The following is a 23,177-nucleotide window of genomic DNA, read 5'->3' as shown; positions in this document are numbered from 1 at the left end:
CCTGGTGAAATCAGCCCAGTTCGGCGTCGAGGCGTTGTTCCAGCTCGACCAGATCGGCCGGCAGCGGCATGCCCATGGCGCGCAGTTCATTGAGCTTCTCGCGCACCTGCTCGCGGATTTCCTGCGCGTCCTGCGGCTGGTTCACCATCTCCGCAAGCAAGATGTCGATTTCTGCCTTGAGGGATTCGAACGCCATGGGTTTCTCCGATCTGCCGTGTCGAAGCGCCACGGCGCGCATGGTCAACGCAGCATGCGCGAGATCAGTTGCGCGGTGTAGTCCACCATCGGCACGATGCGGGCATAATTCAGCCGCGTCGGACCGATGACGCCGAGCGCGCCGATGACACGGGCATCCTTGTCGCGATAAGGCGCGACGACAAGCGAAGACCCCGAAAGCGAAAACAGCTTGTTTTCCGAACCGATGAAGATGCGCACGCCGGAACCCTGCTCGGCAAGGTCGAGCAACTGGATCAGGCCGTCCTGCGTCTCCATGTCCTCGAACAGGTGCCGCAGCAGTTCGATGTCAGCCTGGGCGGTGACGTTTTCAAGCAGATTGGCGCGGCCGCGCACGATGAGGCGCGCCGGCAGACCGCTGTCGGCGCCGGCCCAGACAGCGAGACCCTTTTCGACCAGTTCCTGCGACAGCGTGTCGAGCGCGGCGCGGGTCTCGTCGTTGAGGCGGGCGATCTCGGCCCGCGCCTCGGACAGCGTGCGGCCGCGTATATGGGCGTTGAGGAAATTCGACGCCTCGTGAAGCTGGGAGACGGTGGTCCCGGCCGGAAGATCGACAACCCGGTTTTCGACATCGCCCGCCTGCGAAACCAGCACGGCCAGCGCCTTGTGCGGCTCGAGCTGGATGAATTCGATGTGCTTGAGCGACACTTCGTTCTTCGTCGTCAGCACCAGACCGGCGCCGCGCGACATGCCCGACAGCATCTGGCTCGCCTCGGTCAGCATATGCTCCAGGGTGGCGCCCTCGCCCGACGCCTTCATCTGCGCCTCGATGGAACGGCGTTCGCTGTCGGTCAGGTCGCCGAGTTCCATGAAGGCATCGACGAAGAAGCGCAGTCCGGCCTGGGTTGGCAGGCGACCGGCGGAGACATGCGGAGCATAGACCAGACCAAGATGCTCGAGGTCGCTCATCACATTGCGGATGGTGGCCGGCGACAGCGACGACGGCAGGATGCGCGACAGCGAGCGCGAGCCGACCGGCTCGCCGTCGCGCAGATAGGAATCGACGATGCGCCGGAAAATATCGCGCGAGCGCATGTCGAGCGAATGAAGTGCGGGCGACTGCAGGGTTGGATCGGCGATCGGTTTCGTCATCGGTCTCGGAACTCCGGGCTAAAGGATATAGACTTGGGAGCAGCCTGCGCAAGCCGGGCGTTTTCCTTTGCGCCGGGCCTGCCATGCGTCTAAAACCCCGCGACGAATCCGAAAAAGAAAGAAGCTCATGCGCCCCTCCAAACGCCAGAACGACGAAATGCGCGCCATCTCCTTCGAGCGCGGCGTTTCCAAGCACGCGGAGGGCTCCTGCCTTGTCAAGTTCGGCGATACGCATGTGCTGTGCACTGCGAGCCTCGAGGAAAAGGTACCGGGCTGGATGCGCAATTCCGGCAAGGGCTGGGTGACGGCCGAATACGGCATGCTGCCGCGCTCGACCGGCGACCGCATGCGCCGCGAGGCTTCCGCCGGCAAGCAGGGCGGGCGCACGCTGGAAATCCAGCGGCTGATCGGCCGCTCGCTGCGCGCCGTGGTCGATCTTCAGGCGCTCGGCGAACAGCAGATCACCGTCGACTGCGATGTCATCCAGGCCGATGGCGGCACCCGCACCGCATCCATCACCGGCGGCTGGGTAGCGCTCTACGACTGCCTGCGCTGGATGGAGGCGCGGCAGATGGCCAGCGTATCCAAGGTGCTGAAGGACCATGTGGCGGCAATCTCCTGCGGCATCCACAATGGCGAACCGGTCATCGACCTCGACTATCTGGAGGATTCGTCCGCCGGCACCGACGCCAATTTCGTCATGACCGGCAAGGGCGGCATCGTCGAAATCCAGGGTACGGCGGAGGGCGAGCCTTTCTCGGAAGAGCAGTTCGCGGCGCTGATGGGGTTGGCCAAGAAGGGCATCGCGCGGCTGGTCAGCCTGCAGCAGGTCGCGGTGGGGTAGCGGGAAGCGATGCGGCCCTCCGCGATTCTCGAATCCGCCCTCTACGTTACCGATCTGGCGGCGGCCGAAAGGTTTTACGGCGAGGTTCTGGGACTGGAGCAGATCGCCAGGGCGGAAGACCGGCATGTCTTCTTCCAGTGCGGACGGGGCGTGCTTCTGCTGTTCAACGCCGAGGCGACGCGCCAGCAGCCCGAGCCCGGCGCCAAGCTTCCGGTGCCGCCGCACGGGACGGCTGGACAAGGCCATCTGTGCTTTTCGGCGACGGCGGATGAAATCGAGCGCTGGAAGGCGCATCTGACGGAGGGGGGCGTGGCCGTCGAAGCTGACTTCCATTGGCCGGCCAAGCCGGGTCAGGCAAAGGGTGGACGCTCGATCTATTTCCGCGACCCGTCCGGCAACTCGCTGGAATTCGCCGAACCGAAAATCTGGGGCCTGTGATGGATTTGCTCGCTGACAAGAAGATCGTCGTCGCCAGCCACAATGCAGGCAAGCTGCGTGAGTTTGCCGATCTCATGGGTCCTTTCGGCTTCGAAGCCAAATCGGCCAAGGAATACGGCCTGCCGGAGCCTGACGAGACCGGCACGACCTTCGAGGAGAACGCCTACATCAAGGCTTTCGCGGCGGCACAGGCGACCGGCCTACCGGCAATGTCGGACGATTCCGGCCTCTGCGTCGACGCGCTGCACGGCGCGCCGGGCGTCTACACCGCCAACTGGGCCGAGAAACCGGAGGGCGGCCGCGATTTCGGCATGGCCATGCAACGCACGGAAGTGGCCTTGCAGGAGGTCGGCGCCATGGAACCGGCGCAGCGTACCGGGCGCTTCGTCGCCGTCATCTGCCTCGCCTTCCCGGACGGCCAGGCGGAATATTATCGCGGCGAGGCCGAAGGCACGCTGGTGTGGCCGCCGCGTGGCGATCTCGGCTTCGGCTACGACCCGGTGTTCCTGCCGACCGGCCATGACAAGACCTTCGGCGAGATGAGCGCCGAGGAAAAGCACGGCTGGAAGCCGGGCCAGGCGACGGCGCTGTCGCACCGGGCGCGTGCGTTCCAGAAATTCGCCGAGGCGCGGCTGGGTTCGAAATAATGCTTCTCGACCGGACCCCCGGCTTCGGCATCTATGTTCACTGGCCGTTCTGCGCGGCAAAATGCCCGTATTGCGACTTCAACAGCCATGTGCGGCACCAGCCGGTGGACCAGGAGCGCTTCGCCCATGCCTTCGCCGCCGAACTGGCGACGATGCGCCAGCGCACCGGCCCGCGCGACGTGACATCGATCTTCCTCGGCGGCGGCACGCCCTCGCTGATGAAGCCGGAAACGGTGGGCGCGGTGCTCGATGCGATTGCGGCGAACTGGACGGTGCCGGACGGCATCGAGGTGACGCTTGAAGCCAATCCTTCCTCGGTTGAAGCGGAGCGCTTTCGCGGCTACCGCGCCGCGGGCGTCAACCGCGTCTCGCTCGGCGTGCAGGCGCTCAACGACCGCGACCTGAAATTCCTTGGCCGGCTGCACAATGTTTCCGAGGCGATGCATGCCATCGGACTCGCCCGCGAAATCTTCCCGCGCCTGTCCTTCGACCTGATCTACGCGCGCCCCGGCCAGACGCCGGAGGCGTGGGAGGCCGAACTGGAAGAGGCCATCGGCCACGCCGCCGACCATCTGTCGCTCTATCAGCTGACCATCGAGGAAGGCACGCCCTTCCATGCGCTGCACGCGGCGAAGAAATTCCAGATACCGGACAATGACCACGCCGCCGATCTCTATGCGCTGACGCAGGAGGTCACCGCCGCGCGCGGTCTGCCCGCCTACGAGATATCGAACCATGCCCGGCCCGGCGCCGAGAGCCGCCACAACCTGACGTACTGGCGCTACGGCGAATATGTCGGCGTCGGTCCCGGAGCGCATGGCCGCTTCGTCGAGAACGGCCGGCGCATCGTGACAATCGCCGAGAAAGTGCCGGAGAGCTGGCTGACCCTGGTCGAGACGCGCGGGCATGGCGTAACGGACGGCGAGGTGCTGACGCGCGCCGACGAGGCGGACGAGTTCCTGCTGATGGGGCTTCGGCTGGCCGAGGGCATAGACCTGACACGATACGAGCACTATGCCGGGCGCGGGCTTTCCTCCCGGCACATGTCGATCCTGCAGGAAGAAGGGCTGGTCGCGCCAATCGGCAATTCGCGCCTGCGGGCGACACCGGCCGGCATGATCGTGCTGGATGCGGTGGTGGCCGATCTGGCGCGATAGAAAAACTGGCGTCGGTTTCGGCTTTGATGTTTAGGACCGCGTTTGCTGCGCGCCGCCGTGAATGGCGCTGTCCGTCGCGGCGTCCTTCTTTCCCGGCTGCACCGGCTGCCTGCCGACCTTGCGGCCGCCGGAGCCGCTTTCGTCATCTCGTCCGCCCGGCGGGCGTTTCGCCGCGGGCACCGCCAGACGGGATATACAGACGTCGAAACGGTTGGGCATCCGCTGCTCAGCCCTTCCGATGGGCCTCTGCGTCGGTGCGATGCCGCTTCCTGGCCCACATCCGGTCAAGCGCGGATTTCTGTATGCGCATTGCCGGGAGAGGCTTTGCCTCTGCTTGCGACTTCTCTGGCCCGGCGGAACGGCAGCCGGCATAATACGGTTCGAAAACGTCCTGTATGACAAGGCTGCCCATGGTCTTCCTCCCGGATGGCCGAGCTAAACCGGCGACCGGTGCTTTTGTTCCTGAGGTTGCGATCACATCTTGGCGGTTTTGCAACGCGGGGCATTCCATGCGACAGAACCGTCATGGAGGCGCGGGTGGGCAGCGACAGGCGAAGCTATATGATCGGCCAGAACGAGATGACGGCGCGGCCGCTGGAAGCCGCGCTGTACCTCGTCGCAACCCCGATCGGCAATCTGGGCGACATCACCCTGCGGGCGCTGGAAACGCTGGCCGCCGCCGACATATTGGCGTGCGAGGACACGCGGGTCTCGCGCGTGCTGCTGGAGCGCTACGGCGTTCGCCGTCGCACCTTGGCCTATCATGAGCACAATGCGGCGGAGGCTGGACCCAAGCTGATCGCCGCGCTGGAAAGCGGGCAGAGCGTGGCGCTCATCTCGGACGCCGGCACGCCGCTGGTCTCCGACCCGGGCTACCGACTCGTCGGCGAAGCGGCGGAGCGCGGCATCAAGGTGGTGCCGATACCCGGTGCGTCGGCGGTGCTGGCGGCGCTGACCGCTTCCGGCCTGCCTTCCGATACGTTCCTGTTCGCCGGCTTCCTGCCGACCAGAACCGGACAGCGGGAAACCCGGCTCCAGGCGCTCAAGGCGGTGCCGGCGACGCTGATCTTCTTCGAATCGCCGCGCCGGCTGGCCGAGACGCTGGACGCCATGGCCGAAACGCTGGGCGGCGACCGCGACGCCGCTGTCGGCCGCGAACTGACCAAGGCTTTCGAGGAGGTGCGCCGCGGCACGCTGGCAGGACTTGCCGCGCACTACGCGGACGCGGAGACGCCGAAGGGCGAGATCGTCATCTGTGTCGGGCCCGCTGCCGCAAAGGCCGACGAACCGGCCGACATCGACCGTCTGCTGCTTTCGCTGGCGGCCGAGATGCCTGCGTCCAAGGCCGCGGCGGAGGCGGCGAAAATGACCGGCGGGCAAAAGCAGGCTCTTTACAGGCGACTGCTGGAATTGCGGGACGCGGCCGGCGATGGCTGATGCCTTTACCCGCCAGCGGCGAAAATCCTACCGGCGCGGGCATCGCAGCGAATGGCTGGCGGCGGCGGCGTTGATGCTGAAGGGCTATCGCATCCTCGCGCGGCGCCATCGGACGAAACTTGGCGAAATCGACCTCATCGCCCGGCGCGGCGACCTCGTGCTGATCGTCGAGGTCAAGGCGCGACGCACATTGCTTGAAGCGATGGAAGCACTGGCGCGCTCGTCCGAAAAGCGGATCGAAGGCGCGGCCGATCTGTGGCTGGCGCGCCAGCCGGACTATGGACGGCTTTCGGTGCGCTTCGACATGGTGGCGGTGCTGCCGTGGCGCTGGCCGGTGCATGTAGAAAACGTCTTTCAGGGCAGGACCTGAAGCCGCCTCTCGCCCGGTCTCATCTGTAGCGGATTATCTCTTCGTCACCTGCATCGGTATTCCGCCCTGGGGCTGCGTTGTCAGCTTCTGCACCGGCCAGGGTTTTGTTTCGGCGGTCGTATCGAAGCGGAAGCGCGACAGCATGGTCGCCAACGCGATGACCGCTTCCTGCATGGCGAAGGACGCGCCGATGCAGACACGCGGCCCGGCGCCGAAGGGCAGGTACTGGTAGCGGTCAATCTTGTCGCGGTTGCCGGGGTGGAAGCGCTCCGGCATGAACGCATCGGGCTGGTCCCAGAGTTTGCGATGGCGGTGGACCGTCCACGGCATGATGAGGACGGCCGCGCCCCGGGCGATGTAAAGGTCCTTGTAGGTTTCCGGCTCGATCGGCTCGCGATTGATCGACGGCGCCGGCGGATAGAGCCGCATCGCCTCCTCGAAGGCCGCGCGCGTGAACGGCATGGCGTCCAGCCATTTGGTCGAATCCGGCTCGCGCGCCAGCACCGCATCGATCTCCTGTTCGATCCGCTCGCGCTCCCACGGCGCTTCGGCAAGGCAATAGAGGGTCCAGCCGAGGGCTCGGGCTGTGGTTTCGTGGCCCGCGCCGATGAAGGTGATGATGTTGTCCTCGACCTCGGCGCGGCTCAGGCCCTCGGGGCCTTCGGCCTTCAGCAGAAGAGTGAGGAAATCCTGCGGCGCGCTGTCGGGATCGCGCCTGATCTTTTCCTCGCGCATCGTCACCGTGTCGGTGACGATCTTGCGGAAATACGCCATCGTCTTGCGCCCGCGAATATGCGTCAGGCGCGGCAGCCAGTCCGGCGCGCGCATCAGGTCCAGTGGATCGGCGCGGCCCATGGTGGCGAACAGGCGGTCGAGCTCCCTGGCGAAATCGCCCGGATCGCCCGCGATCTCGCCGGAAAAAAGCGTTTCCGCCAGGATGTCGTAGGTCAGCAACGTCATATCGTGAGCGAGATCGGTGTGACCGACCGTTTCGTAGCGATCGACGAAGGCGCGCGTGCGCCTCAGCATCGGCTCGGCGAAGCCGAAAATATTGCGTGGCGTGAACACCGGCGCCATGACCTTGCGCGAGCGCTTCCACACATCGCCCTCGGCCGTCAGCAGCCCATCGCGCAGGATCGGGCGCAAGGTGCGCTGGCGGATGTCCTGCATCCTGTAGTTCTTGACGTTGTCCAGCAGCACATGGCGGATCAGGCCGGGATCGTTGACGATGACGATGGGGCCGCGGATGCCCTTTCCGGAAATCCACGGCTCGTTATAGGAGGGTTCTGCCCACAGTTCGAGCGGATTGCGCTTGACGATGCGAAACATCTCCAGCGTCGTCGGCGGCTTCGTGCGCGGCTTCGGCGCCGGCGGCACAAACGGTCGTACCAGTGTGTCCATACTTTCCTCCCAGCGGCGCAGCTTATAGGTGGCTTATTTAGCCGTCCATAATATATGGGCACGGATTGAGTGACCGTGCACGGAGACCAATACGTTCTCCGGAAGTTCCGGTTTCCTCGACGTGCCTTCTTGCCGCAGCCAGACCCATAACCTAACTCGGTTCCTATTGGATACTTAGATACCACAGGAGCCTTTCTTGAAGCATCGTCTCAACATCATTGTCGGCAGCACGCGCCCCGGCCGGGTCGGCCCGGTTTTTGCCGAATGGCTGGATGTCTACGCGCGCGAGCACGGCAAATTCGAGCCGGTGGTGACCGACATCGCCACCTTCGACCTGCCGGTCCTGGACGAACCGCACCATCCTCGCCTGCAGAAATACGAGAAGGATCATACCCGGGCCTGGGCAAAGACCATCAACGAGGCGGATGCCTTCGTCTTCGTGACGCCGGAATACAACTACTTCGCGCCGCCGGCGATCGTGAACGCGGTCGACTACCTGGCGAAAGAGTGGAACTACAAACCCGCCGGCCTCTTCAGCTATGGCGGGCTGTCCGGCGGCCTGCGCGCCGCGCAGTCGCTGAAGCCGTTGCTGACCACGGTCAAGATCATGCCGATTCCCGAAGGTGTGGCGCTGCCGATGTTTAGCTCCCACATCGACGAGAACGGCGAGTTCAGGCCCAACGAACTGGTCACATCGAGCGCTGCCGCCATGCTCGACGAGCTTCATCGCTGGAGCGAGGCGCTGAAGCCGATGCGGGCCGGCTGATCCACCTCTTTCCCGATCCCGGCACCCAGATGGATGCCGCGAGGCGCCAGCAGCAGCGCCGCGCGGTTTCGACGTGCCGGGACAACGCCGCTAAATCTGCCTGAAACCTTTAAAAACCGCCGTGGAGAGCCTATATTCCGAGGACTCTCAGGCGTTCGATTCGCTGTGCATTCCGAACGCCTCTTTTCGTCACATTAATGAAAGCATTGCATGAGCGACGAGACCGAAAACGGCAACGGCAACGGCGCCGAGTACGGCGCTGATTCCATCAAGGTTTTGAAGGGGTTGGATGCCGTCCGCAAGCGTCCGGGCATGTATATTGGCGACACCGACGACGGCTCCGGCCTGCACCACATGGTCTATGAGGTGGTGGACAACTCCATCGACGAGGCGTTGGCCGGCCATGCCGATCTGGTGACGGTGACGCTCAACGCCGACGGTTCCTGCACGGTCATCGACAATGGCCGGGGAATTCCGACCGACATCCACACGGGCGAAGGCATTTCGGCCGCCGAAGTCATCATGACGCAGCTCCATGCCGGCGGCAAATTCGACCAGAACTCCTACAAGGTCTCGGGCGGCCTGCACGGGGTCGGTGTTTCTGTGGTCAATGCGCTGTCGGTCTGGCTGAAGATCAAAATCCGGCGTGACGGCAAGATCCACGAGATGAGCTTCACCAATGGCGATGCGGATGCGCCGCTGAAGGTCACGGGCTCCTACACGCCAGACTTGCAGCCGGGCGTTTACGAGGGACGCAACGGCTCGGAAATCACCTTCCTGCCCTCCTCGGAAACCTTCAAGGGCGTGACCGAATTCGACTACGGCACGCTTGAGCACCGGCTGCGCGAACTGGCCTTCCTGAACTCCGGGGTGCGCATCGTGCTGACCGACAAGCGCCATGCCGACATCAAGACGCAGGAACTGCACTACGAGGGCGGACTGGACGAATTCGTCAAATATCTCGACCGCGCCAAGAAGCCGCTGATCGAGGCTCCGATCTCCATCAGCAGCGAGCGCGATGGGATCACCGTCGAAGTCTCGATGTGGTGGAACGACAGCTACCATGAGAACGTGCTGGCCTTCACCAACAACATCCCCCAGCGCGACGGCGGCACCCATCTGGCCGGCTTCCGCGGCGCGCTGACGCGCCAGGTGACGGGCTATGCGGAAGCCTCCGGCATTTCCAAGAAGGAAAAGGTGACCATCGCCGCCGACGATACGCGCGAAGGCCTGACGGCTGTGCTGTCGGTAAAGGTTCCAGACCCCAAATTCTCCTCGCAGACCAAGGACAAGCTGGTTTCCTCGGAAGTGCGGCCGGTTGTCGAAAGCCTCGTCAACGAGGCGCTCGGCACATGGCTGGAAGAACATCCCGCCGAAGCGCGCACGCTGATTGGCAAGGTGGTGGAAGCCGCCGCCGCCCGCGAAGCGGCGCGCAAGGCCCGCGAACTGACGCGGCGCAAGGGCGTTCTCGACATCACCTCCCTACCCGGCAAGCTGGCCGACTGCCAGGAACGCGATCCGGCGAAATCCGAAATCTTCATCGTCGAGGGCGATTCGGCCGGCGGCTCGGCCAAGGGTGGCCGCTCGCGGCAGAACCAGGCGATCCTGCCGCTGCGCGGCAAGATCCTGAACGTTGAACGGGCGCGTTTCGACCGTATGCTGGGCTCCGACATGATCGGAACGCTGATCACCGCGCTCGGCACCTCGATCGGCAAGGACGAGTTCAACGCCGACAAGCTGCGCTATCACAAGATCATCATCATGACCGACGCCGACGTCGACGGCGCCCACATCCGCACGCTGCTCCTGACTTTCTTCTTCCGGCAGATGCCGGAGCTGATCGAGCGCGGCCATCTCTATATTGCCCAGCCGCCGCTCTACAAGGTGAGCCGCGGCAAGAGCTCGCAATACATCAAGGACGAAGGCGCCTTCGAGGAATATCTGATCGATTCCGGGCTCGACGAGGCGTCGCTGACGCTGGGTTCGGGCGAAGTGCGCATGGGCAACGATTTGCGCGGCGCGGTCGAGGACGCACTGGCCGCGCGCCAGCTCATCAACGGTCTGCACACGCGCTACAGCCGCACCGTGGTCGAGCAGGCGGCGATCGCAGGCGGGCTCAACCCCGACATTTTCAACGATCTCGGCCGCGCCGACGCGATGGCCGAGAGGATCGCGCAGCGCCTCGATATCATCGCCGAGGACACGGAGCGTGGTTGGACCGGCCGCACCTCGACCTCGAACGAAGGCCCTGGCGGCTATGTATTCGAACGGACCGTGCGCGGCGTCAAGGAATACGCTCATCTCGACATGGGGCTGATCAACTCGGCCGACGCCCGCGCGCTCGACCGTTATGCGCAGCGGCTGGGGGAAGTCTATGGGACGCCCCCTGTGTTGCGCCGCAAGGAAATTTCGGAGACCATCTCGGGGCCGCTGGCGCTGCTTAATGCCGTGTTCGCGACCGGCCGCAAGGGCCTGACCATGCAGCGCTACAAGGGTCTTGGCGAAATGAACGCCGAGCAGCTGTGGGAAACCACGCTCGATCCGAACGTGCGCTCATTGCTGCAGGTGAAGGTCAACGACGCCACCGACGCCGACTCGCTGTTCTCGCGGCTGATGGGCGACGAGGTTGAGCCGCGCCGCGAATTCATCCAGGAAAACGCGCTTTCCGTAGCTAATCTGGATATCTGACGACCGTTGCCTCGAACGGCTGACGCTTCGGAAGCCTGCCGTTCGTGCACTCGCTCACGAATTGTTGAGCAGGCCGGGAACGGAAACCTCCGCGAGGCATTGTGACGCTGTCTCACAATTGCCCAGAGGAGGTTTTCATGGGTCGCGGTATTTTACTCTGGTTTCTCGGCATTCCGATTCCGATCATCATTCTGATCCTGCTGTTCTGGCGTTAGGAGGACAGCATGACATCGACCGTTTCATCAGTTGGCACCGTTTCCGCGGTGCCACAGGAATCTTCCCATTCCGCCATCAGCTGGGGAGCGGTCCTTGCCGGCGCTTTTGCGGCATCGACGCTGACGCTCATCCTCATGCTGCTGGGCTCGGGTCTGGGCCTCAGCATGGCATCGCCATGGTCGGGCGATGGCGCGGGGCTGACGACCTTCGCTGTTTCGACGGCGATCTGGCTGATCATCGTGCAATGGCTCTCGGCCGGCGTCGGCGGCTATCTGGCCGGGCGGCTGCGCACCAAATGGGTCAACGTTCATACCGACGAAGTGTATTTCCGCGACACGGCGCACGGCTTCCTTGCATGGGCAGTTGCGACGCTTCTGGTGGCAGGGCTGCTGACTTCGGCTGTGTCCTCCATTGTCGGCAGCGGTGTGCAGGCGGCGGCAACGGTAGCCTCCGGCGCAACGGCCGCGGCGACGACCGGCGCAACGGCGGCGGCTGACAATCCGACCGTAAGCAGCGCCACATCCTATTTCGTGGATTCGCTGTTCCGGCCGGCCGATGCCGCCCGGCTTTCGGCTCCGGGCGCTGAAGGCGATGCCGCGGCGGCTGCCCAGGCGACGCGCATTCTTGCTGAAAGCGCCGCCGCGGGCGAGATGGCTCCGGAAGACAAGACCTATCTTGCGCAGTTGGTCGCCGCCCGGACGGGCATCTCCGAAGCCGACGCAACGGCCCGCGTCGACGCCATGCTGGCACGGGCCGAGGAAGCGAAGACGAAGGCCATCGAGGCTGCCGAAACCGCCCGCAAGGCCGGTGCGAGCTTCGCCCTGTTCGGCGCGCTTTCGCTGCTGATCGGCGCTTTCATAGCCGCTGCCGCCGCCGCATTGGCCGGCAGCCAGCGCGGCGAGGATGACGCTGTCGCCCTTCAGGTGCGCTGACCAACTGTCGGAGAGTTTGTCCGATCCAAACAAGAAAGCCCGGCCTGCGCCGGGCTTTTTTTCGTATCCGATTGCCGAAGGATCAGTGATCCATCGCCTTGACGATTTCCTCGGTCATTTTCTTGGCGTCGCCGAGCAGCATCATGGTGCCGTCCTTGTAGAACAGCGTGTTGTCGATGCCGGCGTAGCCTGAGCCGAGCGAGCGCTTGACGAACAGGCAGGTGCGGGCCTTGTCGACGTCGAGGATCGGCATGCCGAAGATGGGCGATGACTTGTCGTCGCGCGCCGACGGGTTGGTGACGTCGTTGGCGCCGATGACATAGGCGACATCGGCCTGCGCGAACTCGGAGTTGATATCCTCCAGCTCGAACACTTCGTCATAGGGAACGTTGGCTTCGGCCAGCAGCACGTTCATGTGGCCGGGCATGCGGCCGGCCACCGGGTGGATGGCGTATTTGACCTCGACGCCGTTGGCCTTGAGCTTGTCGGCCAGTTCGCGCAGCGCGTGCTGCGCCTGGGCGACGGCCATGCCGTAACCGGGCACGATGATGACCTTTTGCGCGTTCATCATCAGATAGGCGGCGTCGTCGGCCGAGCCCTGCTTGACGGTGCGTTCGATGCCGTCGTCGGCGCCGGCCGCCGCAGTCTCGCCGCCGAAGCCGCCGAGAATGACGGAGATGAAGGAGCGGTTCATGCCCTTGCACATGATGTAGGACAGGATCGCGCCAGACGAACCGACCAGCGCGCCGGTGATGATGAGCGCCAGATTGCCGAGCGTGAAGCCGAGTGCGGCCGCCGCCCAGCCGGAGTAGCTGTTCAGCATCGACACGACCACCGGCATGTCGGCGCCGCCGATCGGGATGATGAGCAGGATGCCCAGCACCAGCGAGACGAGCACGATCAGCCAGAAGACCAGCTTCACTTCGGTGGCGACGAGCATGGCGATGAGCACCACCAACGCGACGCCGAGCACGATGTTGATGAAATGGCGGCCGCCGATCATGATCGGCTTGCCCGACATGCGGCCGTCCAGCTTCAGGAAGGCGATGACGGAACCGGTGAAGGTGATGGCGCCGATGGCGACGCCCAGGCTCATTTCCACCAGCGCCTGCGAGTGGATATCGCCGGCGGTGCCGATGCCGAAGCTTTCCGGCGCATACATCGCGGCGGCGGCCACCATCACGGCGGCAAGGCCAACCAGCGAGTGGAAGGCGGCCACGAGCTGCGGCATCGAGGTCATGGCGATGCGGCGCGCAGTGTAGGCGCCGACCGAGCCGCCTATGGCGAGGCCGAGCACGATCAGGCCGAAGCCGCCGGGCGAAGGCAAGGCCAGCGCCAGCGTCGTGGCGATGGCGATGCCCATGCCGATCATGCCGTAGAGATTGCCCTGACGGCTGGTGGTCGGGTGCGACAGGCCACGCAGCGCCAGGATGAACAGGATGCCGGAGACCAGATAGAGGAAGGAAGCGAAGTTGGCATTCATGGCTTTGCGCTCACTTCTCTTTCTTCTTGTACATGGCCAGCATGCGCTGGGTGACGAGGAATCCGCCGAAGATGTTGACCGAAACCAGCATCAAGGCGATGAAGCCGAAGCCGGTGGCAGCACCCGCCGCCGAGACGCCGACCGCCAGAAGCGCGCCGACGACGATGACAGAGGAGATCGCGTTGGTGACGGCCATCAGCGGCGTGTGCAGCGCCGGTGTCACCGACCAGACGACGTAGTAGCCGACGAAGATCGACAGCACGAAGATGGCGAAGCGGAAGACGAAGGGGTCGATGGCACCACCTGACAGAGCGTGCGCGGCGGCGCCCGCGGCATCGGCGCCGGGAGCGGCAAGGTCCTGAACCGCGAGCCGCACGGCGGCGGTCGCCTGGTCGAGTTGGTCGAGAGCTCTCTGCAGCGTTTCCATCATGCAACTCCCTCAGGTCCGGGCTTCTTCGGCTTGGCTGCGGCGGGTTTTTTCGAGGCGACTTTCTTCGGCGCGGACGCTTTCGGCGATGCATCGGCGACCATCGTCCTGGCCGGAATCGCGGCGGGCTCGATGCGTGGTTCTTCCTTCGCCCTGGCGAAGTTCGGATGCACGACCTTGCCGCCATCTGTCAGCATGGTCGCTTTCACGAGCTCATCGTCGCGGTTGATGGCGAGCTGCCTGGAGTCCTTGTCGAACATCGTCTCGAGGAACGCATAGAGGTTCCGGGCGTAGAGCAGCGAGGCGCTCGCCGCGACCCGGCCCGGCACGTTCAAATGTCCGACGATCTTGACGCCGTTGGCGGTGGTGACAACCTTGCCGGCCTGAGCGCCTTCGACATTGCCGCCGCGCTCGACGGCCAGATCGACGATCACCGAGCCGGGCTTCATCGAGGCAACCATGGCAGCCGACACGAGTTTCGGCGCCGGGCGGCCGGGGATCAGCGCCGTGGTGACGACGATGTCCTGCTTGGCGATGTGCTCGGCCGTCAGCGCGGCCTGCTTGGCCTGGTATTCCTTCGACATTTCCTTGGCGTAGCCACCGGCTGTCTCGGCCGCCTTGAATTCCTCGTCCTCGACGGCGAGGAATTTCGCGCCGAGCGACTGCACCTGCTCCTTCACCGCCGGACGAACGTCCGTCGCGGTGACGACAGCGCCAAGGCGGCGCGCCGTGGCGATCGCCTGCAGGCCGGCGACGCCGACGCCCATGATGAAGATCTTCGCCGCCGGAACGGTGCCGGCAGCAGTCATCATCATCGGCAGCGCCCGGTCATATTCGGCGGCGCCGTCGATGACGGCCTGATAACCGGCGAGATTGGCCTGCGACGACAGGATGTCCATCACCTGGGCGCGGGTGATGCGCGGCATGAACTCCATGGCGAACGCGGTGACGCCCGCCTTTGCCATCGCGGCCACCGCCGCCTCGTTGCCATAAGGGTCCATGGCGGCGATGACCGCCGTGCCCGGCTTGTAAACTTTGAGTTCGGCATCCGTCGGACGGCGGACTTTCAGGACCACATTGGCCCTGGCGGCATCGGAAGCCTTGCCGATGGAGGCGCCGGCCCTGGCGAACTCGTCGTCAACGATGCGCGAAGCCGTGCCCGCGCCGCTTTCGACGACCACGTCGAAGCCCAGCGCGATCAGACGTTTGACCGTATCGGGCGAGGCCGCGACGCGACTCTCGTTCGCATCGATCTCACGCGGGATGAAAACCGTCTGCCCCACCGCCAACCTCCTCCGGCTCAGCCCTGTTTGCGCAGGCGACCGTCCGCTCGTGCGGCGTCACCCGTTTTGCAAGTGCAGGTATGCTATCGCAGAATAAAACCACCCACCGCGCAAAGGATGACGAACAGGACCGTCGCCGAAAAGAACCCTGCGGAGGTGAAGAAGCCGAACGCCATCGCGGCCAGCAGCGCGATTATGACCAGCGAGCCATATTTGGCCAGCTTCAGGAAACCCGAATAGGTGCGGTCGTGTTCGGCATAGTCCATGTCGGCGCCCAATTCGACAGGACCGGCCGGCGGATGATCAGCCATGGAATACCCTCCAGAAATCGCTCTAGCGCACATAGCGAAAAGCGACGCCGAGGGCAATGGCGGTATTGCCGCAGCACACAGCCGTCGATGCTGCGCTTTGCCATCAGAATTTAGGCGGCTGGGGGCAAGCCGTCGATGGTCCGGCGGGAACCTCTTTCTCGCCGGACCCCCAGTTCTAGCCTCCCAGATTGGGGAATAGCCCAAGCAGGCCGACAACGATGAGGTAGATGGCGACGATGTAGTTGAGGAGCCTCGGCATGACGAGAATGAGTACGCCGGCGATCAGGGAAATGAGCGGCGTGAGGGTCAGGGCGGAAATGGTCACGATTGTCTTCCTTCATGCTGGCCGGGCCGGCGGGCGGCCGGGCCGTTCGAGATCAAAGGCGCGGCAACAGAAATACCTTGCCGTCGCAACAACGGCGAAAGCGCCGAAAAGCTCCATCGCGATGGAGCTTCCGGATAGGCGAGGACATGTGACGACGGCTCGGCGGCTGGCGAGCGCTCAGGCCGCGTCGCGATAATACTTGGCGGTCGGCAGGATAGTGAGGGGCGCGAGTTCTCCAATCGAGGCCCTGCCGAACATCAAACGCTGCTCGAACCTGGTCGAGTTGAAGAACGGGAACCGGTCGAGCGTGACCTGCATGTTTTCCGAGCACCGGGACTCGTAGAGATGCACCGGCACGGTCAATCCGGGATAGGTGCGCGGCGGCGCGATCATCGAGGAGCGGAAGATGCGGTGATAGAACGACGCATGTTCTTCCTTGATGGCCGTCAGGCAGGACGTCGCATCGAAATGGTTGCACGCCACCACCGCCAGCCGCAGCGTTATGTAAGGCAGAGCGCGCAGGCTGCCTGACCATTCGGCATCGGCGGCGAAGCGGCTCGGATCGACGAAGGTCTCGCCATTGGCGACGCGGTCGCCCAGGATATCGGGAAAGACGTCCGTGCTGGGCGAGATCGGATTTTTGCGCGAGGCGAAATGAATGCGAATTGTGCTCGCCAGGCTGCCGTCGACAAAGACGCCGAACCTGAAGGAATTGGGCAGATCGTCGAACTTGTCATGCACCATGCGGGAAGCATCTGGCTTCACCATGCCTGCGTGGACATAAGAATTGTAGCGAAGACGATAGATCGCCTCCAGATCATCGCCGCGGTCACAGAGCCGATATTCGACCCGATCCAATGCTTCAAGCACGCCGCGCGCAAATGACGAAACTTCTGAAGACATCCGCGAATCTTCTTCTGCGGACGCCGAACCCATACGCTGATTTACCATCTAAAAACCCCGTAACCGCCGCCATGAATTACATAACCCACCGCCGGATGGGTAAGAACATAAAAAATGGCTGGGCCGCGTTTACCTAACGTTAAGGTTAACCAAAAGTAAACAACAGACGGCTACTTACACCCTTTTCAGATGTTTGTCAGCTTCAAGCGCGTTTCGTCTGTGATTTCAGGTCACGGGTGAAGGGCCAGGTCATGCTGGACATGGTCTTTATGCCCGATGCGCTGAGCGGAGCGCCGAACAGGAAGCCCTGAACGAGATCGGGTTTTACCTCGCTGGAGAGTATCTTAAGCTGTTCGAAGGTCTCGACGCCCTCGATGGTCACCCGCAGCCCCAGCGGCCGCGACAGGTTGACGATGCCCTTCAAGAGTTCGAGCGAACGGGGGCTGCCGGTGACGTCCATCAGGAAGCTTCGGTCGATCTTGATCTTGTCGAGGGGAAGCTTGTGCAGATAGCTGAGGCTGGAATAGCCGGTGCCGAAATCATCGAGTGCGATGCTGACGCCGAGCGAGCGGATTTCCTCGATCAGTTCGCGGGTCAGCGACTTGTCGTCGAGCAGAGCCGTCTCGGTGACTTCAACCTCCAGCCGCTGCGGAGAAAGACCGGATTTGGCCAGCGCGTCGCGGACCTTCTGCACGACGTTGCGGTTGCGGAAATCATTGGCCGAAAGGTTGACGGAAACGCCCGTTTCCTCCGGCCATTTGGCGCATTCGGCGCAGGCCGCTTCCAGCACGAAAGTGCTGATTTCGGCAATGATGCCCATCTCCTCGGCAAGCGGGATAAAGACCGCCGGCGAAATGGCGCCAAGATCGGGATGGTCCCAGCGGCAGAGCGCCTCGCAGCTTGCGATACGCATCGTGTCCATGGCGACGATCGGCTGATAGACCACGCGCAATCCCTTGGCCTCGACGGCGCTGCGCAGATCCGCCTTCATCAGCTGACGGGTGCGGAAGGCCGCGTCCATGGCCGCCTCGAACAGGCGCCAGCCGTTCTTGCCAAGCTCCTTGGCCTTGTAGAGGGCGAGGTCGGCCTTGACGATCATCTCGTCGACGTCGGTGCTGTCGACCTGCGCCAGCACCGCGCCGGCGCTGGCCTGGATGCGAAGCGCATGGCCGGCCACGTCGACTTCGCCCTGCATGGCGGTGAAAATGGCTTCCAGCTGGCTGGCGAGATGGCTTTCGTCCTCGATATCGTCGAAGAAGAGCATGAATTCATCGCCGCCGAAGCGGCTGACATTGAGCTGCGGGGTGGCGAAGGCAGCCAGCTTCTCGGCCACGGCATAGATCAGCCCGTCGCCGACCGGGTGCCCGAGCGTGTCGTTGATGCTCTTGAAATCGTCAAGGTCGATGACGGCAACGGCGCAGATGCGCTCGCGGTTTCCGCCGGCCATGGCGTCGCCGACGAGTTCGTGGAAATAGGCGCGGTTGGGCAGGCCGGTCAAACTGTCATAACGGGCCATGAAGCGGATGCGGTTTTCAGCTTCGACGCGAGCGGTCACATCCTCGAAGGTTATGACGCCAAGTTCCTGGCTGCCCTCGCGGGCGGAGAATTCATAATGCTGGCCGTTGGTGAAGCCGACCAGGACCTTGCGGTTGCGGCCTTCATGCAGCGCCCGCGTCAGCTGCGCCTCGACATACTGGCAATCCTTGGGAGCAAGCATGCCGCCGGCGACGCCGCGCATCAGCAGCGAATGCATGGAGCGGCCGAGCAAGGCGTCGGGTGATTTCAGCGACATCAGATGCGCCGCCTCGGCATTGGACACCACCACCTTGCCATCGGGGCCGAGCATGACGAGGCCATGCGACATGGTATTGAGCGCCCGGTCGAAGCGGAGCGCGATCTGCCGCGCCTGCTTGTGGCCCACCACGGCCGAAAACAGCACGTTGCGGACGTGGTCTGCGCTGCCCTTCAGCACGAACATGAACGGCACGATCAGCAGGCCGAGCACGATGTGGGGCATGTCCAGCCGCAGGATCAGCGCGGCGGCGATCGGTCCGACCAGGGCCACCGCGAAGATCGACACCATGCGCGGCGAGCCGTAGTTGCGGGCAACCACAGTGACCAGCGAACCCATGGTCACCGAAACTGCGCCGACTTCGGCATAGGTGTCGGGGTAGATGTAGATGGAGGCGAAGCAGAAGAAGCCCAGCATAAGCGCCTGTATGCTGCCCTTGAAAATATACTCGCGCTCCCATTCCTTCGCATCTTCCTCGCTTTGCATCTCGGCTTGCGAGCGGTGGAATTTGAGCAGGCCGAAATAGCGCCAGACGCCAACGGACATCAAAGCGCAGGCAAGCACCAGGAATATGGCTTCGCCGTTGCGCCAATAGACCATGAGGCTGATCACTGCGTGACAGAGCGCGCCAATAAGCAGCATGTGGGCGTTGTCGAACAACGACCGCACAAACTGGATGTAAACATCCGCAGGGATACTTTCGGTCTTTGTTCTGCCCATTCCCGAGGCCCAAAGCGATGTGTTTTCATGTCACATCGGCCTTAAGAAAGGCTTAGAAACAGGCACATGGCAGATTTCAAACGGAGTTTGGCTGCATTATCCGGGTCAAATTGCCGTCAGACCGATGCGTGGTCCGTCATTCGGCGGCCTGAAGCTCGGTCGCAAGCAGGCCGCTCGACCATCTTTCCAGAAGCCGTGTCCGCTCGCCGGCGGCCTTCGCCAAGCTTTCTTCGCGGACGTAGCCATAGCCGCGGACCAGGGCAGGAACCGAGGCCAGCGCGACCGCCGCCGGGATGCGCTGCGCCGAAAGAGAAACGGCAATCGTTTCAAGATCGGTTTCGTATTGCCGCAAAAGATCGCGCTCGCGCCGACGCTCCGCCATATAGCCGAACGGGTCGAACGCCGTTCCGCGCAGACGCCGAAGCGCCGACAGCAGGCGGAAACCCTTCATCATCCAGGGGCCGAAGCTCGACTTGCGCGGCCGGCCATCCGCGTCGCGCCGTCCGAGGATGGGCGGGGCGAGATGAAATTCCAGCCGGTCGTAATTTTCGAACTGCTTTGCCAACTCGGTCTGGAAGCCGCCATCGGTATAGAGCCGCGCCACCTCGTATTCGTCCTTGATGGCCATCAGCTTGAAGAGGTTGCGGGCGGCGGCTTCGGCGAGTGCGATCGAGCCCGGAAGCGCCCGCTCCTCGGCAGCACGCAATGCTGCGATCCGGTCCGCATAGCGGCGGGCATAGGCGGCATTCTGGTAGGCGGTAAGAAACGCAACGCGGCGCGCGACGATATCGTCCAGCGTGCGGGCGACAGGCGTCTCCGCGACAGCGGTTCTTTCGACCAGACCACGCACGAATTTTGGCTCATGCGCGGCGCGGCGACCCCAGCGGAAGGCGGCGATGTTCATGGCCACCGCTTCGCCGTTCAACTCGATCGCCTTTTCGACCGCCTCAGCCGACAGCGGCAGGCCGCCGTGCTGGCAAGCGAAGCCAAGCATGAACATGTTGGCGCCCAGCGAATTGCCGAACAGCGTGCTGGCGGCGCGGGTCGCATCGAAGAAATGCGCCCGCTCATCACCGGCCGCGGCGCGGATGGCCTTTTTGAGCCGTTCGACCGGCAGCGAGAAATCGGCCGAGCGGGTGAAGTCGCCGGGCATGATCTCTGCCGTGTTGGCAAGAAACAGAGTGTGGCCCTCGCGCACCGAGGCCAGCACTTTCTTGGCGCCCGACACGACGAGGTCGCAGCCGAGCACAAGATCGGCCTTGCCGGCCGAAACGCGGATGGCGTGGATGTCTTCCGGCGTCTTCGCGATGCGGACATGGGTGAAGACCGAACCGCCCTTCTGCGCCAGGCCCGCCATGTCGATCATGCCGCAGCCCTTGCCTTCCAGATGAGCGGCCATGCCGAGGATGGCGCCGACGGTGACGACGCCGGTGCCGCCGACGCCATCGATGATCGCCGCCCAGCCGTCATTGCCCAGCCGGAACGCCTGGGGCTCCGGCACACCCTGCAGAGGATCGCCGGTGCCGCCGACGCCGCTCGCCTTGCGGATTTTCGCGCCGTGAACTGTCACGAAGGAGGGGCAGAAGCCGTCCTGGCAGGAAAAGTCCTTGTTGCAGGACGACTGGTCGATACGCCGCTTGCGTCCGAACTCGGTTTCCACCGGCTGAATGGACACGCAGTTGGACTTGACGCCGCAATCGCCGCAGCCTTCGCAGACGAGCTCATTGATGAAAACGCGCTTGTCCGGATCGGGAAACGTGCCGCGCTTGCGGCGGCGGCGCTTCTCGGCGGCGCAGGTCTGGTCGTAGAGCAGCACGGATACGCCCTTGACCTCCCGCAATTCCCGCTGAACGCGGTCCATGTCGTCGCGATGGTGGATCGTGGTGCGCGGCGGAAACGTAATCTTGCCGGCATATTTGTCCGGCTCATCAGTGACGACGGCGATGCGCTCGACACCTTCCGCCCGGACCTGGTTGGCGATCATGTCGACCGTCAGGCCGCCTTCATGCGGCTGGCCGCCGGTCATGGCGACAGCGTCGTTGTAGAGTATCTTGTAGGTGATGTTGGTGCCGGCGGCGAGCGCGAAGCGCATCGCCAGCACGCCGGAGTGGTTGTAGGTGCCGTCACCCAGGTTCTGGAACAGGTGCTGGCGCGTCGAGAACGGCGCCTGGCCGATCCATTGCGCGCCCTCCCCGCCCATGGCGGTGAAGCCGACCGTCTGACGGTCCATCCACAACGCCATGAAATGGCAGCCGATGCCGGCGGCGGCCAGCGAGCCTTCTGGCACTTTGGTGGAGGTGTTGTGCGGACAGCCGGAGCAGAAGAAGGGCGTGCGCGAACCGATGTCGGCCGTATCGGCAAGCATCGCCTGGAACTGCCGCAGCTTGGCGACGCGCGCCGCCACCTCTTCCGAATGGCCGATGGTTTTCAGGATGCGCTCGCCGAGCGCGATAGCGATGTCGTTCGGGTCGAGCGATCCCTTGGCCGGGAACAGCCAGTCGCCGCGCTCGTCCTTCTTGCCGAGGATGACAGGCTGGATCGCGGTGCCGTAAAGATTCTCGCGCAGCTGCACCTCGATCAGCGAGCGCTTTTCCTCGACGACGATGATCGTGTCGAGGCCGCGGGCGAAATCCGCGACATGCTCGAAATCGAGCGGCCACGGGCAGCCGACCTTGAACAGCCTGACCCCGATGCGGTTCGCGGCCGCTTCGTCGATGCCGATGTCCTCCAGCGCCTGACACACGTCGAGATAGCTTTTGCCGACCGTGATGATGCCGAGCTTCGGGCTACGGCCGCCGGAATAGACGATGCGGTTGATGCCGTTGGCGCGGATGAAGGCGGAGACGGCGGCGCGCTTGCCCTCATAAAGCCGTTCCTCCTGGCCGAGCATGTCGAGTTCGTTGCGGATGTTGAGGCCGCCGGGCGGCATATCGAATTTCGGCAGGACGATGTTCAGCCGGTCGAGGGAGGCATCGACGGAAGCCGTCGATTCGATATTGTCCTTGACGCATTTGATGGCGGCCCAGGTGCCGGCGAACCGCGACATGGCGAAGCCGTACAGGCCGTAGTCCATGATCTCCTGGACGCCGGCCGGATTGAGCACCGGGATCATCACATCGACGAAATGATATTCGGTGGCGTGCGCGTTGGTGGAGGATTCGGCCATGTGGTCGTCGCCCATCAGCGCCAGCACGCCGCCATGCTTCGATGAGCCGGCCAGATTGGCGTGACGGAAGACGTCGCCGGAGCGATCGACGCCCGGACCCTTGCCGTACCAGACGGAAAACACGCCGTCATACTTGCCTTCGCCGAGCAGTTCCGACTGCTGCGAACCCCAGCAGGCGGTGGCGGCCAGTTCCTCGTTGAGGCCCGGCTGGAAGACGATGTCGGCGCCGGCAAGCTGCTGCTTGGCTTTCCAAAGCTGCAGATCGAGGCCGCCAAGCGGCGACCCCCGATATCCGGAAACGAAACCGGCGGTGTTCAGCCCTGCCCTGCGGTCGCGCTCGCGCTGCATCAGCAGCATACGGATGACGGCCTGCGCGCCGGACAGGAAAACGCGGTCCTTCGCGAGGTCGAATTTGTCGTCCAGCGCGACGTCGTGCAAGGTCATGCGGTATTTCCTCTGCGGAGGCCAAAACATTCCGGCCAACGTCAGGTTCTGATACCGCAGTCTTTATCCCCGGCACAGGCAGGTCAAATAAAATCGGGGAT

General features: G+C 63.9%; 21 protein-coding genes. 9 read left to right on the top strand and 12 right to left on the bottom strand.

Translation table 11 applies throughout. The features are described 5' to 3' along the window. Positions 1–10 precede the first annotated feature (10 nt). Together ASD44_RS00560 and hrcA are read right to left on the bottom strand one after the other, a co-directional pair. Positions 11–196: a hypothetical protein gene (locus ASD44_RS00560; RefSeq protein WP_056107332.1), complete on the bottom strand. Its 186-nt coding sequence runs from the start codon at positions 194–196 to the stop codon at positions 11–13. A 44-nt stretch (positions 197–240) separates the two neighbouring features. Beyond that, positions 241–1,326, bottom strand: a complete 1,086-nt coding sequence (gene hrcA / locus ASD44_RS00555) for a heat-inducible transcriptional repressor HrcA (protein WP_056107330.1) — start codon at positions 1,324–1,326, stop codon at positions 241–243. Positions 1,327–1,453: 127 nt separating this feature from the next. On the opposite strand from hrcA, the gene rph reads away from it, so the two are divergent. The 4 genes from rph to hemW are packed head-to-tail and all read left to right on the top strand — an operon-like array spanning position 1,454 to position 4,412. After that, positions 1,454–2,170 carry a ribonuclease PH gene (gene rph / locus ASD44_RS00550; protein WP_056107327.1) on the top strand — a complete coding sequence of 239 codons (717 nt, stop codon included), beginning with the start codon at positions 1,454–1,456 and terminating at the stop codon, positions 2,168–2,170. Positions 2,171–2,179: 9 nt separating this feature from the next. After that, on the top strand, positions 2,180–2,608 hold the full coding sequence (locus ASD44_RS00545) for a VOC family protein (RefSeq protein ID WP_056107324.1): 429 nt from the start codon (positions 2,180–2,182) through the stop codon (positions 2,606–2,608). Next, positions 2,608–3,255, top strand: a complete 648-nt coding sequence (rdgB, locus tag ASD44_RS00540; RefSeq protein WP_056107321.1) for an RdgB/HAM1 family non-canonical purine NTP pyrophosphatase — start codon at positions 2,608–2,610, stop codon at positions 3,253–3,255. The genes ASD44_RS00545 and rdgB overlap by 1 nt, the downstream gene beginning before the upstream one ends. Next, positions 3,255–4,412 carry a radical SAM family heme chaperone HemW gene (gene hemW / locus ASD44_RS00535; RefSeq protein WP_056107318.1) on the top strand — a complete coding sequence of 386 codons (1,158 nt, stop codon included), beginning with the start codon at positions 3,255–3,257 and terminating at the stop codon, positions 4,410–4,412. The genes rdgB and hemW overlap by 1 nt, the downstream gene beginning before the upstream one ends. Positions 4,413–4,442: 30 nt before the next feature. Here hemW and ASD44_RS00530 read toward each other — a convergent pair whose 3' ends face one another. Beyond that, positions 4,443–4,631, bottom strand: coding sequence for a hypothetical protein (locus ASD44_RS00530; RefSeq protein ID WP_056107314.1), 189 nt, complete (start codon positions 4,629–4,631; stop codon positions 4,443–4,445). A gap of 342 nt (positions 4,632–4,973) precedes the next feature. Here ASD44_RS00530 and rsmI point away from each other — a divergent pair, with 342 nt between their 5' ends. Together rsmI and ASD44_RS00520 are read left to right on the top strand one after the other, a co-directional pair. After that, the gene (rsmI, locus tag ASD44_RS00525; RefSeq protein ID WP_162246439.1) at positions 4,974–5,849 is read left to right on the top strand and encodes a 16S rRNA (cytidine(1402)-2'-O)-methyltransferase; all 876 of its coding nucleotides are present in this window, start codon (positions 4,974–4,976) and stop codon (positions 5,847–5,849) included. Next, positions 5,842–6,219 (top strand): YraN family protein, encoded by a 378-nt coding sequence (locus tag ASD44_RS00520; protein ID WP_056107309.1) that lies wholly within the window; start codon positions 5,842–5,844, stop codon positions 6,217–6,219. The genes rsmI and ASD44_RS00520 overlap by 8 nt, the downstream gene beginning before the upstream one ends. 33 nt (positions 6,220–6,252) lie before the next feature. Here the strand turns inward: ASD44_RS00520 and ASD44_RS00515 are convergent, their stop codons facing one another. Beyond that, positions 6,253–7,620 (bottom strand): cytochrome P450, encoded by a 1,368-nt coding sequence (locus tag ASD44_RS00515; RefSeq protein ID WP_056107307.1) that lies wholly within the window; start codon positions 7,618–7,620, stop codon positions 6,253–6,255. A 196-nt stretch (positions 7,621–7,816) separates the two neighbouring features. Here ASD44_RS00515 and ASD44_RS00510 point away from each other — a divergent pair, with 196 nt between their 5' ends. The 3 genes from ASD44_RS00510 (at position 7,817) to ASD44_RS00500 (ending at position 12,222) form a co-directional block, all read left to right on the top strand. Beyond that, a complete protein-coding gene (locus ASD44_RS00510; protein WP_056107303.1) occupies positions 7,817–8,386 on the top strand; it encodes an NADPH-dependent FMN reductase in 570 nt (189 codons plus the stop codon). A 210-nt stretch (positions 8,387–8,596) separates the two neighbouring features. Next, on the top strand, positions 8,597–11,074 hold the full coding sequence (gene gyrB / locus ASD44_RS00505; protein ID WP_056107300.1) for a DNA topoisomerase (ATP-hydrolyzing) subunit B: 2,478 nt from the start codon (positions 8,597–8,599) through the stop codon (positions 11,072–11,074). A gap of 224 nt (positions 11,075–11,298) precedes the next feature. Then, a complete protein-coding gene (locus ASD44_RS00500) occupies positions 11,299–12,222 on the top strand; it encodes a hypothetical protein (RefSeq protein ID WP_056107296.1) in 924 nt (307 codons plus the stop codon). Between the two features lie 82 nt (positions 12,223–12,304). On the opposite strand, the gene ASD44_RS00495 is transcribed toward ASD44_RS00500, so the two are convergent. The 8 genes from ASD44_RS00495 to ASD44_RS00465 form a co-directional block, all read right to left on the bottom strand. Then, a complete protein-coding gene (locus ASD44_RS00495) occupies positions 12,305–13,705 on the bottom strand; it encodes an NAD(P)(+) transhydrogenase (Re/Si-specific) subunit beta (protein WP_056107294.1) in 1,401 nt (466 codons plus the stop codon). Positions 13,706–13,715: 10 nt separating this feature from the next. Beyond that, the gene (locus ASD44_RS00490) at positions 13,716–14,135 is read right to left on the bottom strand and encodes a proton-translocating transhydrogenase family protein (protein ID WP_056107291.1); all 420 of its coding nucleotides are present in this window, start codon (positions 14,133–14,135) and stop codon (positions 13,716–13,718) included. Further along, positions 14,132–15,415, bottom strand: coding sequence for a Re/Si-specific NAD(P)(+) transhydrogenase subunit alpha (locus tag ASD44_RS00485; RefSeq protein WP_056107288.1), 1,284 nt, complete (start codon positions 15,413–15,415; stop codon positions 14,132–14,134). Before ASD44_RS00485 ends, ASD44_RS00490 begins: the two co-directional genes overlap by 4 nt. Before the next feature lie 83 nt (positions 15,416–15,498). Then, positions 15,499–15,726: an aa3-type cytochrome c oxidase subunit IV gene (locus ASD44_RS00480; RefSeq protein ID WP_056107285.1), complete on the bottom strand. Its 228-nt coding sequence runs from the start codon at positions 15,724–15,726 to the stop codon at positions 15,499–15,501. 175 nt (positions 15,727–15,901) lie between these two features. After that, positions 15,902–16,051, bottom strand: a complete 150-nt coding sequence (locus ASD44_RS18060) for a DUF3096 domain-containing protein (RefSeq protein WP_082542360.1) — start codon at positions 16,049–16,051, stop codon at positions 15,902–15,904. Positions 16,052–16,228: 177 nt separating this feature from the next. Continuing rightward, a complete protein-coding gene (locus tag ASD44_RS00475; RefSeq protein WP_244478697.1) occupies positions 16,229–16,954 on the bottom strand; it encodes a hypothetical protein in 726 nt (241 codons plus the stop codon). 202 nt (positions 16,955–17,156) lie between these two features. Further along, entirely contained in the window at positions 17,157–19,466 is a 2,310-nt protein-coding gene (locus ASD44_RS00470; RefSeq protein WP_056107279.1) for an EAL domain-containing protein, read from the bottom strand. A 136-nt stretch (positions 19,467–19,602) separates the two neighbouring features. Then, entirely contained in the window at positions 19,603–23,076 is a 3,474-nt protein-coding gene (locus ASD44_RS00465; protein ID WP_056107276.1) for an indolepyruvate ferredoxin oxidoreductase family protein, read from the bottom strand. Positions 23,077–23,177: the final 101 nt, after the last annotated feature.

The sequence above is a fragment of the Mesorhizobium sp. Root554 genome (assembly GCF_001427025.1).
Lineage (GTDB): Bacteria > Pseudomonadota > Alphaproteobacteria > Rhizobiales > Rhizobiaceae > Mesorhizobium.
This window is presented reverse-complemented; position numbering and strand designations above follow the sequence as displayed.

Coding starts and splice junctions, on each gene's coding strand:
- ASD44_RS00560 (WP_056107332.1), bottom strand. CDS start 196: ATGGCGTTCGAATCCCTCAAGGCAGAAATCGACATCTTGCTTGCGGAG.
- hrcA (WP_056107330.1), bottom strand. CDS start 1,326: ATGACGAAACCGATCGCCGATCCAACCCTGCAGTCGCCCGCACTTCAT.
- rph (WP_056107327.1), top strand. CDS start 1,454: ATGCGCCCCTCCAAACGCCAGAACGACGAAATGCGCGCCATCTCCTTC.
- ASD44_RS00545 (WP_056107324.1), top strand. CDS start 2,180: ATGCGGCCCTCCGCGATTCTCGAATCCGCCCTCTACGTTACCGATCTG.
- rdgB (WP_056107321.1), top strand. CDS start 2,608: ATGGATTTGCTCGCTGACAAGAAGATCGTCGTCGCCAGCCACAATGCA.
- hemW (WP_056107318.1), top strand. CDS start 3,255: ATGCTTCTCGACCGGACCCCCGGCTTCGGCATCTATGTTCACTGGCCG.
- ASD44_RS00530 (WP_056107314.1), bottom strand. CDS start 4,631: ATGCCCAACCGTTTCGACGTCTGTATATCCCGTCTGGCGGTGCCCGCG.
- rsmI (WP_162246439.1), top strand. CDS start 4,974: ATGATCGGCCAGAACGAGATGACGGCGCGGCCGCTGGAAGCCGCGCTG.
- ASD44_RS00520 (WP_056107309.1), top strand. CDS start 5,842: ATGGCTGATGCCTTTACCCGCCAGCGGCGAAAATCCTACCGGCGCGGG.
- ASD44_RS00515 (WP_056107307.1), bottom strand. CDS start 7,620: ATGGACACACTGGTACGACCGTTTGTGCCGCCGGCGCCGAAGCCGCGC.
- gyrB (WP_056107300.1), top strand. CDS start 8,597: ATGAGCGACGAGACCGAAAACGGCAACGGCAACGGCGCCGAGTACGGC.
- ASD44_RS00500 (WP_056107296.1), top strand. CDS start 11,299: ATGACATCGACCGTTTCATCAGTTGGCACCGTTTCCGCGGTGCCACAG.
- ASD44_RS00495 (WP_056107294.1), bottom strand. CDS start 13,705: ATGAATGCCAACTTCGCTTCCTTCCTCTATCTGGTCTCCGGCATCCTG.
- ASD44_RS00490 (WP_056107291.1), bottom strand. CDS start 14,135: ATGATGGAAACGCTGCAGAGAGCTCTCGACCAACTCGACCAGGCGACC.
- ASD44_RS00480 (WP_056107285.1), bottom strand. CDS start 15,726: ATGGCTGATCATCCGCCGGCCGGTCCTGTCGAATTGGGCGCCGACATG.
- ASD44_RS00475 (WP_244478697.1), bottom strand. CDS start 16,954: ATGTCTTCAGAAGTTTCGTCATTTGCGCGCGGCGTGCTTGAAGCATTG.
- ASD44_RS00470 (WP_056107279.1), bottom strand. CDS start 19,466: ATGGGCAGAACAAAGACCGAAAGTATCCCTGCGGATGTTTACATCCAG.
- ASD44_RS00465 (WP_056107276.1), bottom strand. CDS start 23,076: ATGACCTTGCACGACGTCGCGCTGGACGACAAATTCGACCTCGCGAAG.